Origin of the sequence: Streptomyces sp. NBC_00178 (assembly GCF_036206005.1) — a bacterium.
In the GTDB taxonomy this organism is placed as follows: domain Bacteria; phylum Actinomycetota; class Actinomycetes; order Streptomycetales; family Streptomycetaceae; genus Streptomyces.
This window is the reverse complement of record NZ_CP108143.1, coordinates 3,728,988-3,744,635: the sequence shown is the minus strand read 5'-3', so window position 1 is coordinate 3,744,635 and position 15,648 is coordinate 3,728,988. Positions and strand designations below refer to the sequence as shown.

Annotated in this window: 14 protein-coding genes; 6 read left to right on the top strand and 8 right to left on the bottom strand. The window is 68.0% G+C overall.

Going from position 1 to position 15,648, the window contains the following annotated elements:
- Positions 1 to 37 precede the first annotated feature (37 nt).
- The 8 genes from OHT61_RS16215 to rpmH form a co-directional block, all read right to left on the bottom strand.
- Positions 38 to 1,126, bottom strand: coding sequence for a ParB/RepB/Spo0J family partition protein (locus OHT61_RS16215; protein ID WP_329039117.1), 1,089 nt, complete (start codon positions 1,124 to 1,126; stop codon positions 38 to 40).
- Positions 1,123 to 2,217 (bottom strand): ParA family protein, encoded by a 1,095-nt coding sequence (locus tag OHT61_RS16210; RefSeq protein ID WP_329039115.1) that lies wholly within the window; start codon positions 2,215 to 2,217, stop codon positions 1,123 to 1,125. Before OHT61_RS16210 ends, OHT61_RS16215 begins: the two co-directional genes overlap by 4 nt.
- A gap of 305 nt (positions 2,218 to 2,522) precedes the next feature.
- On the bottom strand, positions 2,523 to 3,239 hold the full coding sequence (rsmG, locus tag OHT61_RS16205) for a 16S rRNA (guanine(527)-N(7))-methyltransferase RsmG (protein WP_329039113.1): 717 nt from the start codon (positions 3,237 to 3,239) through the stop codon (positions 2,523 to 2,525).
- A 191-nt stretch (positions 3,240 to 3,430) separates the two neighbouring features.
- Positions 3,431 to 3,940, bottom strand: a complete 510-nt coding sequence (locus OHT61_RS16200; RefSeq protein ID WP_329039111.1) for a Jag family protein — start codon at positions 3,938 to 3,940, stop codon at positions 3,431 to 3,433.
- Between the two features lie 14 nt (positions 3,941 to 3,954).
- On the bottom strand, positions 3,955 to 5,223 hold the full coding sequence (gene yidC, locus OHT61_RS16195) for a membrane protein insertase YidC (RefSeq protein WP_329039109.1): 1,269 nt from the start codon (positions 5,221 to 5,223) through the stop codon (positions 3,955 to 3,957).
- Between the two features lie 3 nt (positions 5,224 to 5,226).
- Positions 5,227 to 5,583, bottom strand: a complete 357-nt coding sequence (gene yidD / locus OHT61_RS16190; protein ID WP_329039108.1) for a membrane protein insertion efficiency factor YidD — start codon at positions 5,581 to 5,583, stop codon at positions 5,227 to 5,229.
- Entirely contained in the window at positions 5,580 to 5,951 is a 372-nt protein-coding gene (rnpA, locus tag OHT61_RS16185; protein ID WP_329039107.1) for a ribonuclease P protein component, read from the bottom strand. Before rnpA ends, yidD begins: the two co-directional genes overlap by 4 nt.
- Positions 5,952 to 5,970: 19 nt before the next feature.
- Positions 5,971 to 6,108 carry a 50S ribosomal protein L34 gene (gene rpmH / locus OHT61_RS16180; RefSeq protein WP_003967884.1) on the bottom strand — a complete coding sequence of 46 codons (138 nt, stop codon included), beginning with the start codon at positions 6,106 to 6,108 and terminating at the stop codon, positions 5,971 to 5,973.
- A 380-nt stretch (positions 6,109 to 6,488) separates the two neighbouring features.
- Between rpmH and dnaA the strand changes: the two genes are divergently transcribed.
- The 6 genes from dnaA (at position 6,489) to gyrB (ending at position 15,626) form a co-directional block, all read left to right on the top strand.
- Positions 6,489 to 8,273: a chromosomal replication initiator protein DnaA gene (dnaA, locus tag OHT61_RS16175; RefSeq protein WP_329039104.1), complete on the top strand. Its 1,785-nt coding sequence runs from the start codon at positions 6,489 to 6,491 to the stop codon at positions 8,271 to 8,273.
- 976 nt (positions 8,274 to 9,249) lie between these two features.
- Positions 9,250 to 10,380, top strand: a complete 1,131-nt coding sequence (gene dnaN, locus OHT61_RS16170; RefSeq protein WP_329043282.1) for a DNA polymerase III subunit beta — start codon at positions 9,250 to 9,252, stop codon at positions 10,378 to 10,380.
- Between the two features lie 145 nt (positions 10,381 to 10,525).
- On the top strand, positions 10,526 to 11,404 hold the full coding sequence (gene gnd / locus OHT61_RS16165; protein WP_329039102.1) for a phosphogluconate dehydrogenase (NAD(+)-dependent, decarboxylating): 879 nt from the start codon (positions 10,526 to 10,528) through the stop codon (positions 11,402 to 11,404).
- A gap of 65 nt (positions 11,405 to 11,469) precedes the next feature.
- On the top strand, positions 11,470 to 12,600 hold the full coding sequence (gene recF / locus OHT61_RS16160) for a DNA replication/repair protein RecF (RefSeq protein WP_329039100.1): 1,131 nt from the start codon (positions 11,470 to 11,472) through the stop codon (positions 12,598 to 12,600).
- The gene (locus OHT61_RS16155; protein ID WP_329039098.1) at positions 12,597 to 13,157 is read left to right on the top strand and encodes a DUF721 domain-containing protein; all 561 of its coding nucleotides are present in this window, start codon (positions 12,597 to 12,599) and stop codon (positions 13,155 to 13,157) included. The genes recF and OHT61_RS16155 overlap by 4 nt, the downstream gene beginning before the upstream one ends.
- 399 nt (positions 13,158 to 13,556) lie before the next feature.
- Positions 13,557 to 15,626: a DNA topoisomerase (ATP-hydrolyzing) subunit B gene (gyrB, locus tag OHT61_RS16150; protein ID WP_329039096.1), complete on the top strand. Its 2,070-nt coding sequence runs from the start codon at positions 13,557 to 13,559 to the stop codon at positions 15,624 to 15,626.
- Positions 15,627 to 15,648: the final 22 nt, after the last annotated feature.

The window sequence follows — 15,648 nt, the reverse complement described above, 5'->3', positions numbered from 1 at the left end:
GTTCCGGAACCCGGCCCGCCCTTTGCCTGACGTCACCTCAGCCCTCGTCGGCCTCGTCCTGCTCCGACTCGATGCTCCGCTCCAGCACGCGTCCCTCACCGGGAGCCAGGCTGCCGAGAATCCGGTCCAGATCCTCCATCGAAGCGAACTCGACGACGATCTTGCCCTTCTTCTGCCCCAGGTCGACCTTCACCCGCGTCTCGAAACGGTCCGAGAGGCGCGACGCCAGATCGGTGAGAGCCGGAGAGACCCGCCCGCCGGCGCGAGGGCCCCTCGGCTTGGCCGAACTCGTGGGCTCGGATCCCAGAAGGTTCACGATCTCCTCGACCGCGCGCACCGACAGTCCCTCGGCAACGATGCGATGGGCCAGCCGGTCCTGTTCCTCCGAGTCATCCACCGACAGCAGGGCCCGCGCATGACCCGCGGAGAGAACACCCGCCGCGACCCGCCGCTGCACCGACGGGGAGAGCCTGAGCAGCCGCAGCGTGTTGGACACCTGCGGCCGGGACCGGCCGATGCGATCGGCCAGCTGGTCGTGGGTGCACTTGAAGTCCTTGAGCAGCTGGTCGTACGCCGCCGCCTCCTCCAAGGGGTTGAGCTGCGCCCGGTGCAGGTTCTCCAGAAGCGCGTCCAGGAGCAGCTTCTCGTCGTCGGTCGCACGAACGATGGCCGGGATGCCTTCCAGCCCCGCCTCGCCACACGCCCTCCAGCGGCGCTCACCCATGATGAGCTCGTAGCGGTCATCGGCGACCTTGCGTACGACGACGGGCTGGAGAAGGCCGACCTCCTTGATGGAGGTGACCAGCTCCGCCAGAGCGTCCTCGTCGAACACCTCGCGAGGCTGCTTGGGGTTCGGAACGATCGAGGCGAGGGGAATCTCGGCGAAGTACGCGCCCGCGACGTTCACCGGCTCCGCGACGGACTCCCTGTCGGCAATCGGCGCGCTCGGCTCGGGAACCTTGGCTCCCGTGGGCAGAGCCGCCACTTTCGCGGCCGCCACTCCGCGCTCGGCCGTCAGCACGGACGAAGAGGCCGCGCCATCGGTTCCGAAAACCTGCTTCTCCTGCGGAGCCGCGGGAATCAGCGCACCGAGCCCACGCCCCAGCCCTCTACGACGCTCACTCACTGCATGCCCTCCGAGTTGCTCTGCTGGTTGTTCGACATGCCCGTGCGGGCATGCTCGACCGAAGAGGCGTGCTGGGCCTCGTAGTGGACTCCCACGCCCCTCAGCGCGATCTCACGGGCCGCCTCGAGATACGACAGGGACCCACTGGAGCCCGGATCGTACGTCAGCACCGTCTGCCCATAGCTCGGGGCCTCGGAGATACGCACGGAACGCGGAATGCTCGTCCGCAGCACTTCCTTGCCGAAGTGCGTGCGCACCTCTTCCGCGACCTGGGAAGCGAGCCTGGTTCGTCCGTCGTACATGGTCAGCAGGATTGTGGACACATGGAGATCGGGGTTCAGGTGCCCACGGACCAGGTCGACGTTGCGCAGCAGCTGTCCGAGCCCCTCCAGCGCGTAGTACTCGCACTGGATCGGGATGAGCACCTCGGCACCGGCGACGAGCGCGTTGACCGTGAGGAGACCGAGTGAGGGCGGGCAGTCGATGAGGATGTAGTCGAGCGGCTGCTCGTAGGCCTGGATGGCCCGCTGCAGCCGACTCTCCCGCGCCACCAGCGACACGAGCTCGATCTCCGCACCGGCGAGATCGATGGTCGCTGGGGCGCAGAAGAGACCTTCGACGTCCGGGACCGGCTGCACCACCTCGGAGAGCGGCATGCTCTCCACCAGGACGTCGTAGATGGAGGGGACCTCGGCATGGTGATCGATCCCCAGAGCCGTCGAGGCGTTCCCTTGCGGGTCGAGGTCCACCACCAGAACACGGGCGCCGTGGAGCGCCAGCGAAGCGGCCAGGTTGACCGTCGAGGTCGTCTTGCCCACTCCCCCCTTCTGGTTGGCCACCACGATGACGCGTGTCCGGTCTGGCCTGGGAAGCCCCTCGCCGGCGCGACCGAGCGCCTCGACCGCCAGCTGGGCAGCGCGACCAATGGGGGTGTCGTCCATCGGAGGCGGTGTTTCACGTGAAACACCGTCCCCCAGGGACTCGGTACGGGGACCGGGGACCGGATCGGTCATCGGTCCCGCGATGTTGGCGTCGGACCGCAAGGATTCACTCTCCTCGACTTCAGGCTCGCAATGAACAGAGCCTGCCATGCTTTCGGGGTCGTGAACCAGCGAGGCCGACTGTTCTGTGGATGAATCCGGTTCTGTGGACAACTTGGCGACCCGTACGGGGACGCGGCCGCGTGGCGTGGCAGCCGCACGACCGCGGCCGATGATCCCCTGCAGCAGAGAGCGACGTTTCACGTGAAACACGATGCCTGCGCAGCCCAACGGCACGCCCCCGACACTCCGCAGCCCTCACAGATCGCTGCTTGCATGGAGCATCGACACGAAGCAGAACATAAAACAGCAAAAAGGGTCAGGGGTCGCTGTCCCGCACCCCCTCAAGACGTTTCTCAGCGACGCCGGCGCGTACGGCTGACCCGCGCCGCCTTGGCTCGCTTTGCGGCGAACCTCACACCCCCCGGACTCTCCCCGACCACCACGCGCACCACCGTGGACGTCGGATCGACCAGGCCCTCACCGACGTGCAGCACCTCGGTCTCCACCACGCCGAGCTTGCTCAGAGCGGCGCGTGCGCCCTGGATCTCCTCCTCGGCGGCACCGCCCTTGAGCGCCAGCATCTCTCCGTACGGGCGGAGCAGAGGAACACCCCACCCCGCGAGCCGATCGAGGGGGGCGACCGCGCGGGCTGTCACGACGTGCACCGGCTGGAGGGTCCCCAGTACCTCCTCCGCGCGGCCACGCACGACCGTCACGTGGTCCAGGCCGAGCAGTTCGACGGCCTCCTGGAGGAAGTTCGTGCGGCGCAGCAGCGGCTCCAGCAGCGTGATCTTCAGATCCGGGCGCACGAGAGCCAGCGGAATGCCGGGAAGCCCGGCCCCCGACCCCACGTCGCAGACCGTGACGCCCTCGGGCACCACCTCGGACAGCACCGCACAGTTCAGAAGGTGCCGCTCCCACAGGCGGGGAACCTCACGAGGGCCGATCAGGCCTCGCTTGACGCCCGCGTCAGCGAGAAGCTCCGCGTACCGGACAGCCTCTGGGAAGAACTCTCCGAATACCGCTTGCGCCTCTTCGGGCGCCTGAGGGAGCTCTGCTTCCTCTGTCACGGGGACCGTCCTTCCGTACCGCACTCATCGGGTTCTCACTCAGATCATGCCAAGCAATGTGCCCACCCGGCCGCGCACCTGTGCGACCGGATCCGAACGACGTCCCCGCCCCACCCTGGGTGGCTGACTATCAGGCTGACAAAGATCGGCCCCGCCTGCGAACAGACGGGGCCGACACAACAAGGATCCGGTCAGGCCGGAAGGACGACGACGAAGCGCTGCGGCTCCTCGCCCTCGGATTCGCTCCGCAGACCCGCCGCGGCGATCGCGTCATGCACGACCTTGCGCTCGAAGGGCGTCATGGGATCGAGCTTCACCGGCTCGCCGGAGCTCTTGACCTCGTCCGCGGCCTTGGCTCCGAGCGCGGCGAGAACCTCACGCTTCTGTGCCCGGAAGCCGGCGATGTCCAGCATCAGGCGGCTGCGGTCACCGGTCTCGCGGTGAACGGCCAGACGCGTCAGCTCCTGGAGCGCCTCAAGCACCTCACCGTCGCGGCCCACGAGCTTCTGCAGGTCACGCGCCGAGTCGCTGATGATCGAGACCGCGGCCCGGTCCGCCTCCACATCCATGTCGATGTCGCCGTCCAGGTCGGCGATGTCGAGCAGGCCTTCGAGGTAGTCGGCCGCGATCTCGCCCTCCTGCTCGAGGCGGGTCAGAGCGTCGCTGCCCTCAGCGGCCGTGGTGGTGGTGCCTTCCGTCACGGATGGACTCCTTCTTACTTCTTGGACGGGTGCTTGGGCCGCTGCGGGCCCTTGCGCTGTCCGGACTTGGCTTGGCGTGAGGAGCCGGACGCGGCGGGCTTGCCCGTCGACTTCGGCTTGTCTTCCTGCGGTGCGTCCTGCTTCTCCAGCGAGGTCTTGGGTTCCGAGCCGCCGGAGTCGGAGTCCTTCGCCGCGCCGGGGTGCGAGGCGGCAGTGTGGCGCTTGGCCTTCGTCTGACGCTTGGGCTGCTGCCGCTTGGCCGGAGTACCGCCCTCGGCCTCGAGTACCGCAGCCTCGCTCTTCGCGACCGTGCCGTCCTCCTGGGCCGCGAGACCCAGCTTCCCGAGGCCGGTGATGAACTTGCGCTCGATGTCGTTGCGGTCGGGGCCCTTGGCGACGATGGCCTTGACGGTGTTGCGCCGCGTCCTGCCCCGCACGTCGCCGTGCGCCGTCACGCTCTTCAGCACCCTGCCCAGGTACGCGTCCTGCGCCTTGCTGCCCGGAGTGGGGTTCCGGTTGATCACGTACATCTGCTGCCCCATGGTCCAGACGTTCGTGGTCAGCCAGTACACGAGGACACCGACGGGGAAGTTGATGCCGGTGACGGCGAAGATCACGGGGAAGATGTACATCAGCATCTTCTGCTGCTGCATGTACGGCGTCTTCACGGTGAGGTCGACGTTCTTCGTCATCAGCTGGCGCTGCGTGAAGAACTGCGACGCGGACATCATCACGATCATGATCGCGGTGACGACGCGCACGTCCAGCAGGGAGGCGCCGAGCGCCTGCACCTTCTCCTCGCTGTCCAGGAACTTGGCCGCCAGCGGAGCACCGAAGATGTGCGCCTTACGCGCACTGTCCAGGAGCGGCTGGTCGATGACACCGATCGTCTTGCCCGAGGCGATGGCCGAGAGCACGTGGTACAGGGCGAAGAAGAACGGGGACTGCGCCAGGATGGGAAGACACGAGGAGAGCGGGTTGGTACCCGTCTCCTTGTACAGCTTCATCATCTCTTCGGACTGACGCTGCTTGTCGTTCTTGTAGCGCTCCTGGATCGCCTTCATCTTCGGCTGGAGCACCTGCATGTTCCGGGTCGACTTGATCTGCTTCACGAAAAGCGGGATCAGGCAGATCCGGATCAGGATCACGAGGGACACGATGGACAGGCCCCAGGCCCATCCCGTGTCGTCCCCGAAGATCGCTCCGTACAGCTTGTGGAACTGGACGATGACCCACGAGACAGGCGTGGTGATAAAGCTGAACAGACTGGCAATCGTGTCCACTAATCAGGCTCCTTGAGCTTTGGACGAGGTCTCTTTGGCCGGGCTCGGGGGTTCGGAGACCGACCCCCCGGAAGGCACTTCGGCGGCTGAGTCCCCGCCCTTGCCGCGCAAAGAGCTGCGCAGCAGTTCGTGCCACCGCGGACGTCTGCGTGGCGGTACGTAATCCACGCCACCGGGTGACCACGGGTTGCAACGCAGGATGCGCCATGCGGTCAGCGCTGTTCCCTTGATCGCTCCGTGCCGGTCGATCGCCGTATATCCATAGTGGGAACACGACGGGTAGTACCGGCAGACGGGCCCGAGGAGCGGGCTGATCGTCCACTGGTACAGCTTGATGAGAGCCAGCAGCGGGTACTTCATCGCGCGCCCCCTCCCAGCAACCGCCGGAGGGCGGCATCCAGGTCTCGGGCCAGCTGTGCATGATCGGCGTCACCCGATCCGGGCAACGCTCGTACGACAACAAGGCTACCGGGGGGCAGCTGAGCCAGCCGATCGCGCACCAGGTGGCGAAGTCTGCGCTTCACCGCGGTGCGGACGACGGCTCCGCCCACCGCCTTGCTGACAACGAAACCCGCACGCGGCGGAGGAGCACTCTCCCCAGTCACGTGCGGGTCCGTTACACCGCTGCTTAGATGGACGACGAGGAGCGGGCGTCCTGCCCTACGCCCTCGTCGTACCGCGGTCGCGAAGTCCTCGCGCCGCCTCAGCCGATTCTCGGAAGGCAGCACGTCATGGACCTGTAAGCGATCAGGCCGACAGGCTGCTGCGGCCCTTGCCACGGCGGTTCGCGAGAATCGCGCGGCCGGCACGGGTACGCATACGCAGCCGGAAGCCGTGGGTCTTGGCGCGACGACGGTTGTTCGGCTGGAAGGTGCGCTTGCTCACTCGGGGGCTCCAGAAATGATCGTGTATTGGCGGGACATCGCCTGGCTGTCACCGTGCGCCCACGAGGAACTCGCGTAAACGCCTTAGTGCACCGCTTCACAATCACAGATCGTGATCTTTGCCCATCGGAGGCAGGCGGCAGCAGCCATCGACAACTCGACCTGGTCACGGTACGCGCGGCTGCGCCATCCGGTCAAACCGGCTCCGTCACACCCCATGCTGTACACAGCCTGTGGACAACAACTTGAACCGCGCGGGTCGCCCTGACTACCGTGGCTGAACTCCGGTTCTTTTCCTTCCTCCCTGCCGGGCCTCACCCGACCCGACCCATCCCGTCCCGAGAAGCACACATTCGTGGGACATGCGAGAGAGCGTGCCTTGTGGCTGACGTACCTGCCGATCTTGCCGCAGTGTGGCCACGAGTGCTGGAACAACTCCTCGGGGAGGGCCAGCAGGCCATCGAACCGAAGGACAAGCAGTGGATCGAGCGCTGCCAGCCCCTGGCGCTCGTCGCCGACACCGCGCTGCTCGCCGTGCCCAACGAGTGGGGCAAACGCGTCCTCGAAACCAGGCTCGCCCCACTGATCAGCGAGACGCTGACGCGTGAGTGCGGGCGGCCGATCAGGATCGCGATCACCGTCGACGACTCCGCCGGCGAGCCGCCGGCGCCGCCCGCACCCCCCATACACCCGTCGCACCAGCCCCACCGCTACCAGGGGCCCCCGCGCGACGAGCCGTCGCGCAACGAGGGCTACGACGGCTACGACGGCTACGGCTCCAGGTCCTCGGACGACGGGATGCCGACGGCCCGCCCCGCGTACCCGGACTACCAGCAGCACCGTCCCGAGCCCGGTGCCTGGCCCCGCGCCCAGGAGGACCTCGCCTGGCAGCCCCGGCACGGTGGCTACCAGGAGCGCGACCCCTACGCGAGCCCGCGCCCCCAGCAGCCCCAGCACGACTACCGTCCGCAGCCTCCCGAACACCAGGGATACGACCAGCAGCGGGACGACCGCGACCGCCGCGATCTGCAGGACCAGCAGCCGCAGCACCGCCAGGGCGGGCCGGGCACGGGCCGGGCCGGGGGCGGTCCGATGGGCGCACCGTCCACCCCGCCGCCCGGCACGAACGAGCCGCACGCGAGGCTGAACCCGAAGTACCTCTTCGACACCTTCGTCATCGGCGCGTCCAACCGGTTCGCGCACGCCGCGGCCGTCGCCGTGGCGGAGGCACCCGCGAAGGCGTACAACCCCCTCTTCATCTACGGGGAGTCGGGACTCGGCAAGACGCACCTGCTGCATGCCATCGGGCACTACGCGCGCAGCCTCTACCCGGGTACCCGGGTGCGGTACGTGAGCTCCGAGGAGTTCACCAACGAGTTCATCAACTCGATCCGCGACGGCAAGGGCGACACCTTCCGCAAGCGCTACCGGGACGTGGACATCCTCCTGGTCGACGACATCCAGTTCCTCGCGAGCAAGGAGTCGACGCAGGAGGAGTTCTTCCACACCTTCAACACGCTCCACAACGCCAACAAGCAGATCGTGCTGTCCTCGGACCGGCCGCCCAAGCAGCTCGTGACCCTGGAGGACCGTCTGCGCAACAGGTTCGAGTGGGGGCTGACGACGGACGTCCAGCCGCCCGAGCTCGAGACGCGCATCGCGATCCTCCGCAAGAAGGCGGTGCAGGAGCAGCTCAACGCACCGCCGGAGGTACTGGAGTTCATCGCGTCCCGCATCTCGCGGAACATCCGCGAGCTCGAGGGCGCGCTCATCCGCGTGACCGCGTTCGCGAGCCTCAACAGGCAGCCGGTGGACCTCGGCCTGACCGAGATCGTGCTCAAGGACCTGATCCCGGGCGGCGAGGACACGGCTCCCGAGATCACCGCCCCGGCCATCATGGCGGCGACCGCGGACTACTTCGGGCTGACGGTGGAGGACCTCTGCGGATCCTCGCGCAGCCGCGTGCTGGTGACGGCACGGCAGATCGCGATGTACCTCTGCCGTGAGCTGACGGATCTCTCCCTGCCGAAGATCGGAGCCCAGTTCGGCGGGCGGGACCACACCACGGTCATGCACGCCGACCGGAAGATCCGCGCGCTCATGGCGGAGCGGCGTTCCATCTACAACCAGGTCACCGAGCTCACCAACCGCATCAAGAACGGCTAGGGCAGGGGCCGGCGGCAGGGCCCCACAGCAGCGCGCCCGAGGGCGCCTCCCGAGACCTCCAGGTCTCGGGAGGCGCCCTCTTCTTCGTCAGGAGCCGTCGAGACGCGCACGGAACCGGTCCTCCGGGGCGGCGCGAGAGGCCGCCGTGACCGTCTGGAGGGCTCACCGGACCCCCTCCTGTCCGCGCCCCAGCCGACGACAACGGCGCGGAGTGTTCGAATACGGGCCTGCGCAGGGCGCTTCTCCACAGATGATCTGGGTTTCTGGCGTCCACAGCCTGGGGACTGCGAAGTTGTCCATATTGCGTCCACAGGCCCGGCTGTCGATACTCCATCAGGCCAGGTCAAGTGCCTGGGGAATTGTGGTCAACGATGATCCACAGCCTGTGGACAGATTTTTCGTCCACAGGGCCTCGCTTCAGTTGTCCACCGACACCCCACAGGCCAGTCGCTCTTGTCCCCAGCTTCTCCACACGCCTGTCCACTGTTCGGCAACCCGACACCCGCCTTCACTGCCAAGAGTGAAAGGCGTCACACCAGGGCCCGAGGTTCGGCTGTGGGGAACGGGGGTAAACCTGGGGACGGCCCTGGGGAGAAGTCACCCCGCCCTGTGCATCGGGTGTGCAGAACTTTCGTGTGTCCACAGAAGTGCCCGGTTGTCCACCGGTGCCACCCACAGGGTCGGTGGACAAAAAACCGAGGCTGACCTGCGCAAATGACGTTATCCACGGTTTCCACAGGACCTACTACTACTACCACTCAGAGTTAGCCAGGAATCAGCTTCGAAGTGGGACCTGTGCACAACTCGAGCGACGAGCGCGGCGAACCTCTTGGTGCGACTTGACCCCGAGCAGCAACGGCTGTCGGCGCCGTACGTCAGACTGGACCCCGGCGGCCTCCCCAGCCCATCGGCGGGGAGCCCCGGTCAGACGACGAAGGCCAGCAGGGCGAGCGAGCAACAGCAGGAGGCGGTTCCGGTGAAGATCCGGGTGGAGCGCGATGTACTCGCGGAGGCAGTGGCCTGGGTGGCCCGCAGCCTCCCGGCCCGGCCTCCGGCTCCCGTTCTCGCGGGCCTTCTCCTGAAGGCCGAGGACGGTGCCCTCAGCTTCTCCAGCTTCGACTACGAGGTCTCGGCGAAGGTCTCCGTGGACGCGGAGATCGAGGACGACGGCACGGTCCTCGTCTCCGGCCGGCTGCTCGCCGACATCTGCCGCGCCCTGCCGAACCGCCCCGTCGAGATCTCCACCGACGGAGTGCGGGCGACGGTCGTCTGCGGCTCCTCGCGATTCACACTCCACACACTGCCTGTGGAGGAGTACCCCGCCCTTCCGCAGATGCCGACCGCCACGGGGACCGTCCCGGGTGAGGTCTTCGCCTCCGCCGCCGCCCAGGTCGCGATCGCGGCGGGCCGCGACGACACCCTGCCCGTGCTGACCGGCGTACGGATCGAGATCGAGGGCGACACCGTCACCCTCGCGTCGACCGACCGCTACCGCTTCGCGGTCCGCGAGTTCCTCTGGAAGCCCGAGAACCCGGACGCCTCGGCCGTGGCTCTGGTGCCCGCCAAGACGCTCCTGGACACCGCCAAGGCACTGACCAGCGGGGACACGGTCACCCTGGCGCTGTCGGGCTCGGGCGCCGGCGAGGGCCTGATCGGTTTCGAGGGCGCGGGCCGGCGTACGACCACCCGTCTGCTCGAAGGCGACCTGCCGAAGTACCGGACGCTCTTCCCCACCGAGTTCAACTCGGTCGCGGTCATCGAGACCGCGCCGTTCGTCGAGGCCGTCAAGCGTGTGGCCCTCGTCGCAGAGCGGAACACCCCGGTGCGTCTCAGCTTCGAGCAGGGCGTCCTGATCCTCGAAGCGGGCTCCAGCGACGACGCACAGGCTGTGGAGAGGGTCGACGCGGTGCTCGAGGGGGACGACATCTCGATCGCCTTCAACCCGACCTTCCTGCTGGACGGACTGAGCGCCATCGACTCCCCGGTGGCCCAGCTCTCCTTCACGACGTCGACGAAGCCCGCGCTCCTGAGCGGCCGCCCCGCCGTGGACGCCGAGGCCGACGAGGCCTACAAGTACCTGATCATGCCCGTCCGCCTCTCCGGCTGATCCGGGCACCGTTCCCCTGACCGCGGCTTCCGGTGGGCAGGCTCAGCGCCGAGCGTGCCCACCCCGCCGCCCCCCGCCGTGCCGTCCGGGGCGGGCGTAGGCTCGGACCCGGGTACGAATCGGCACAACGCTTAAGGAATCTCTGATGGAGCTCGGTCTCGTCGGCCTCGGCAAGATGGGCGGCAACATGCGCGAGCGCATCCGCCGCGCAGGCCACACCGTCATCGGTTACGACCGCAACGCGGACATCGCCGATGTCCACAGCCTCGAAGAGCTTGTGGGCAAGCTCAAGGGTCCGCGCGTCGTGTGGGTCATGGTCCCGGCGGGTGCCGCGACCCAGTCCACCGTCGACGAGCTGGCCGAGCTGCTCTCCCCGGGTGACATCGTCGTGGACGGCGGGAACTCCCGCTGGACCGACGACGAGAAGCACGCCGTCGAGCTCGGCATCAAGGGCATCGGCTTCGTCGACTGCGGTGTCTCCGGCGGTGTGTGGGGCCTGGAGAACGGCTACGCCCTGATGTACGGCGGCGACGCGGCCCACGTGGAGAAGGTCCAGCCGATCTTCGACGCGCTCAAGCCGGAGGGCCGGTTCGGTTCCGTCCACGCGGGCAAGGTCGGCGCCGGCCACTTCGCGAAGATGGTCCACAACGGCATCGAGTACGCCATGATGCAGGCGTACGCCGAGGGCTGGGAGCTCCTGGAGAAGGTCGACTCCGTCACGGACGTGCGCGAGGTCTTCCGCTCCTGGCAGGAGGGCACGGTCATCCGTTCCTGGCTGCTCGACCTCGCGGTCAACGCGCTGGACGACGACGAGCACCTGGACCAGCTGCGCGGCTTCGCCGCCGACTCCGGCGAGGGCCGGTGGACGGTCGAGGCCGCCATCGACAACGCCGTGCCGCTGCCGGCGATCACCGCGTCGCTGTTCGCGCGCTTCGCCTCGCGGCAGGACGACTCCCCGCAGATGAAGATGATCGCCGCGCTGCGCAACCAGTTCGGCGGACACGCGGTCGAGAACAAGAAGTAGCCGCCGGAAGCAGGCGGCGAGCGGTACAGCAGCACACGGAAGAGCAGTCGGAAGGGTCGGCGACCATGCACGTCACGCATCTCTCGCTGGCCGATTTCCGCTCGTACGCCCGGGTCGAGGTGCCTCTCGATCCGGGCGTCACCGTGTTCGTGGGGGCCAACGGCCAGGGCAAGACCAACCTGGTCGAGGCGGTCGGATATCTCGCCACACTGGGCAGCCACCGGGTGTCATCGGACGCGCCTCTGGTCCGGATGGGGGCCGAGCGCGCCGTCGTGCGGGCGGCGGTCACCCAGGGCGAGCGCTCGCAACTGGTCGAACTGGAGCTCAATCCGGGCCGCGCCAACCGCGCACGCATCAACAGGTCGTCGCAGGTCAGGCCGCGTGACGTCCTGGGGATCGTGAGGACGGTGCTGTTCGCCCCGGAGGATCTCGCTCTCGTGAAGGGCGATCCAGGTGAGCGGCGCCGCTTCCTCGACGAGCTGATCACCGCGCGTTCCCCGCGCATGGCCGGTGTCCGTTCCGACTACGAACGGGTGCTGAAGCAGCGGAACACCCTGCTGAAGTCCGCCGCCATGGCCCGCAGGCACGGCGGCCGGTCCATGGACATGTCCACCCTGGACGTGTGGGACCAGCATCTGGCCCAGGTGGGGGCCGAACTCCTCGCGCAGCGGCTCGATCTGATCGCCACCCTCCAGCCGCTGGCGGACAAGGCGTACGCGGACGTGGCCCCGGGCGGGGGTCCCGTGTCGCTGGAGTACCGGAGTTCGATCGGTGCGGACGTGGAGCCGGCGCGCACCCGCGAGGAGCTGTACGAGCAGGTGACGGCCGCGCTGGCGCAGGCGCGGAAGCAGGAGATCGAGCGTGGCGTGACGCTGGTCGGGCCGCACCGGGACGACCTGGTGCTGGGCCTGCGCGGAATGCCGGCGAAGGGGTACGCGAGTCACGGGGAGTCGTGGTCGTACGCCCTTGCGCTGCGGCTGGCCTCGTACGACCTGCTGCGCACCGAGGGGAACGAGCCGGTCCTCGTGCTCGACGACGTCTTCGCCGAGCTGGACGCGCGCCGCCGCGAACGGCTGGCCGAGCTGGTAGCGCAGGGCGAGCAGGTGCTGGTGACGGCGGCGGTGGACGACGACGTCCCCGGTGTGCTGGCGGGAGCACGGTACGCGGTCTCGGCGGGAGCGGTGGAGCGGCTGTGAGCGGACCGGACGAGACCGGTGCCCCCGTCCCGGGCCCCGCGAAGCAGCCCGAGGTGTCGGGCGTCGACCTGGCACGGGTGGCCCTGCGCGCGGCGAAGGAGCAGGCCCGGGCGCGGGGTGCCGCCGTGCAGCAGAGGAATCAGGCCAGGCGTGGCGGCGGGCTGCGGTCGGGAGCGCGGTCCGACGGCCGTGATCCGCTGGCCCTCGGCTCGGCGATCAACCGGCTGATCACCGAGCGCGGCTGGGAGACCCCCGCGGCGGTCGGCGGGGTGATGGGGCGCTGGCCGCAGATCGTCGGTGACGATCTGGCCAATCACTGTGTTCCGCTGCGCTACGACGAGGATCCCGGCGAGCGGGTTCTGACCGTGCAGTGCGATTCGACGGCGTGGGCGACGCAGCTCCGGCTGCTGGCGCCGCAGCTGGTCGCCCGGCTGAACGCGGATCTCGGGCAGGGCACGGTCCGGATGATCAAGGTCCAGGGGCCGGGGGGCCCGCAGCGCAGGTTCGGTCCCCTCCGCGCCCCGGGGAGCAGGGGTCCGGGCGACACCTACGGCTGAGCAGGCCTTTCCCGTCCCTCGCCGCAGGCACCTGTTCCGACGGCGGACGTCCGATGGCCGGTGATCAGCCTTCTGTCCCGCTTTGCCATGGACACGACGCTTCCGCTTTGACCGTCTATGTCCATTTTTGCTTTTCGGGGGGAGCGTGAGGCGTCCCTCACCGTAGCGGGAGGTTGACAGCCCGAAGCGCGCAATGCCGCCGTGAGCCTCTCGGGCCCCCTTCCTGAATATGGGGAGTCGTCAGCGACTGGTTCAGGGCGGCACATGCGTACTCAGGCACCGGCAAACCCCCATTCATGTCAGCGCTACCGGTAGACTGATGGACAATCCCGCTTCCTCGCGGGAGTCGTCGATACACGCCGAACGACGCAGCCGCTCCCGCCAGCCGGAGAACGGCCTGTGCTGTGCCAGAAAGGGCGCTTCGTGGCCGATTCCGGCAACCCCAACGAGAACATCCCGTCCACAGCCGGTGAGCACGGCGAGGTCACCGCCTCGTACGACGCCAGCGCGATCACCGTGCTGGAGGGCCTGGACGCGGTCCGCAAGCGACCCGGTATGTACATCGGGTCCACCGGTGAGCGCGGTCTCCACCACCTCGTGCAAGAGGTTGTCGACAACTCGGTCGACGAGGCGATGGCCGGGCACGCGGACACCATCGACGTCACGATCCTCGCCGACGGCGGGGTGCGCGTGGTCGACAACGGCCGTGGCATCCCGGTCGGAATCGTGCCGTCCGAGGGCAAGCCGGCCGTCGAGGTCGTGCTCACCGTCCTGCACGCGGGCGGAAAGTTCGGCGGCGGCGGCTACGCCGTCTCCGGTGGTCTGCACGGCGTCGGTGTGTCCGTCGTCAACGCCCTGTCCACCCGGGTATCCGTCGAGGTCAGGACGGACGGCCACCGCTGGACCCAGGACTACAAGCTCGGTGTTCCGACCGCCCCGCTGGCCAAGCACGAGGCCACCGAGGAGACCGGCACGTCGGTCACCTTCTGGGCCGACGGGGACATCTTCGAGACCACCGAGTACAGCTTCGAGACCCTCTCGCGCCGCTTCCAGGAGATGGCGTTCCTGAACAAGGGCCTCACTCTCAAGCTCACGGACGAGCGCGAGTCGGCGAAGGCGACGGCGGGCGCGGACAGCGCCGAGGCCGTCGACGTGCCCGATGAGGAGCCGGCCCGCACGGTCACGTACCACTACGAGAACGGCATCGTCGACTTCGTCAAGTACCTCAACTCCCGCAAGGGCGACCTCATTCACCAGTCGGTGATCGACATCGAGGCCGAGGACAAGGACCGGCTGCTCTCCGTCGAGATCGCCATGCAGTGGAACACGCAGTACACCGAGGGTGTCTACTCCTTCGCCAACGCGATCCACACGCACGAGGGCGGCACGCACGAGGAGGGCTTCCGTGCGGCGCTGACCTCGCTGGTCAACCGCTACGCGCGCGACAAGAAGCTGCTCCGCGAGAAGGACGACAACCTCACCGGTGAGGACGTCCGCGAGGGTCTGACGGCGATCATCTCGGTGAAGCTGGGCGAGCCGCAGTTCGAGGGCCAGACGAAGACCAAGCTGGGCAACACCGAGGCGAAGACCTTCGTCCAGAAGGTCGTCCACGAGCAGCTGACGGACTGGTTCGACCGGAACCCCAACGAGGCCGCCGACATCATCCGCAAGGGCATCGCGGCCTCCACGGCGCGCGTCGCGGCCCGTAAGGCGCGGGACCTGACCCGGCGCAAGGGGCTCCTGGAGAGCGCCTCGCTGCCCGGCAAGCTGAGTGACTGCCAGTCGAACGACCCGACGAAGTGCGAGATCTTCATCGTCGAGGGTGACTCCGCCGGTGGTTCGGCGAAGTCCGGCCGCAACCCGATGTACCAGGCCATCCTGCCGATCCGCGGCAAGATCCTGAACGTCGAGAAGGCCCGTATCGACAAGATCCTGCAGAACACCGAGGTCCAGGCGCTGATCTCGGCCTTCGGCACCGGGGTCCACGAGGACTTCGACATCGAGAAGCTCCGCTATCACAAGATCATTCTGATGGCTGACGCCGACGTCGACGGCCAGCACATCAACACCCTGCTGCTGACCTTCCTGTTCCGCTTCATGCGGCCACTGGTGGAGTCCGGACACGTGTACCTCTCACGTCCGCCGCTCTACAAGATCAAGTGGGGCCGCGACGACTTCGAGTACGCGTACTCGGACCGTGAGCGGGACGCCCTGGTGGCGCTCGGCAAGCAGAACGGCAAGCGGATCAAGGAAGACTCGATCCAGCGCTTCAAGGGCCTCGGCGAGATGAACGCCGAGGAGCTGCGCATCACGACCATGGACGTCGACCACCGGGTGCTCGGACAGGTCACGCTGGACGACGCGGCGCAGGCCGACGACCTGTTCTCGGTCCTGATGGGCGAGGACGTAGAGGCGCGGCGCTCGTTCATCCAGCGCAACGCCAAGGACGTCCGTTTCCTCGACATCTGAGTCGGCCGTACAAGCACGCCGC

Excerpts from the sequence above, each read along its gene's own strand:
- OHT61_RS16210 (WP_329039115.1), bottom strand. The coding sequence starts at position 2,217 with ATGGCAGGCTCTGTTCATTGCGAGCCTGAAGTCGAGGAGAGTGAATCC.
- yidD (WP_329039108.1), bottom strand. The coding sequence starts at position 5,583 with ATGAAGTACCCGCTGCTGGCTCTCATCAAGCTGTACCAGTGGACGATC.
- gnd (WP_329039102.1), top strand. The coding sequence starts at position 10,526 with ATGGAGCTCGGTCTCGTCGGCCTCGGCAAGATGGGCGGCAACATGCGC.
- recF (WP_329039100.1), top strand. The coding sequence starts at position 11,470 with ATGCACGTCACGCATCTCTCGCTGGCCGATTTCCGCTCGTACGCCCGG.